This window comes from Coprococcus sp. ART55/1, from assembly GCF_000210595.1.
In the GTDB taxonomy this organism is placed as follows: Bacteria; Bacillota; Clostridia; order Lachnospirales; family Lachnospiraceae; genus Coprococcus; species Coprococcus aceti.
Window position 1 is genome coordinate 840,502 of sequence record NC_021018.1, and the last position, 881, is coordinate 841,382.

The 881-nt window shown below is 32.8% G+C and carries 2 protein-coding genes; both read right to left on the reverse strand.

Annotation, left to right across the window (positions count from 1 at the left end):
* A partial coding sequence (locus CCU_RS04025; RefSeq protein WP_208895975.1) for a hypothetical protein occupies positions 1-358 on the reverse strand: 358 nt, incomplete at its 3' end.
* On the reverse strand, positions 355-881 hold a 527-nt coding region (locus CCU_RS04030), incomplete at its 5' end, for an AAA family ATPase (RefSeq protein ID WP_208895976.1). The genes CCU_RS04030 and CCU_RS04025, both read right to left, overlap by 4 nt.

The window sequence follows — 881 nt, forward strand, 5'->3', positions numbered from 1 at the left end:
AGCAGAACGCAATTTTTACAAGGGTGTCTCCTAAATGTCGGGAGAAGACCATTTTTCTGAAATCAATCGGTCTAATCAATTCTGTGACAATATTTCCAGATTGAATCTGAGTATTTATCCATTCGGTTGTATTGCATTCCATAAAAGAAGAAACTATGGTGGCAACAACAATATATTTTAAGGTATCTTCTTGATTTAATATTAGGTTTGTTTGACTGTTTGATAGAAAAAGGGCATTCCATATGGAAAATTGCAAGTACAAATATAGTAACCTTGACAGAAATCTGGCCCATATTGCACTTGGATAAACCATATGTTCCTTAATCCCGATTAATATGTAATCAATATATATCTTCATAGGCATTCTCCTTCGTATATGTTTCTTATTATTTGTTCAAGAGAGTTGTTCATCTGATCCTTTTGAAAGAGAACCTCGTTATGAATAGAATTGTATTTACTTTTCAATTCATCTAATGTACCGTTGTATAAAAGAGTGCCTTTATCAATTATAAGCATTTTCTGGCATAGTGATTCAATGTCTGAGATATCGTGAGTTGTCAGAATAATAGTGGTTTTTTTTATGTGATTCATTTTACAAATAAAATCTCGTATTTTTGCTTTTGCCAAAACATCTATCCCTATAGTGGGTTCATCAAGAAACAGTACTTCAGGGTTATGTAATAAGGCTGCCGCTAAATCTGCTTTCATTCTTTGACCAAGACTTAGAAGCCGTGGCGGTTTGAACATGAATTCGGACAGATTTAAGATATCGGAAAATATCTCAATGTTTTCATTATAAATATTTTCAGAAATGCGATACATATCCTTAAAGAGCTTAAAAGATTCAATTACTGGAATGTCCCAGCAAAGTACACTTCTCT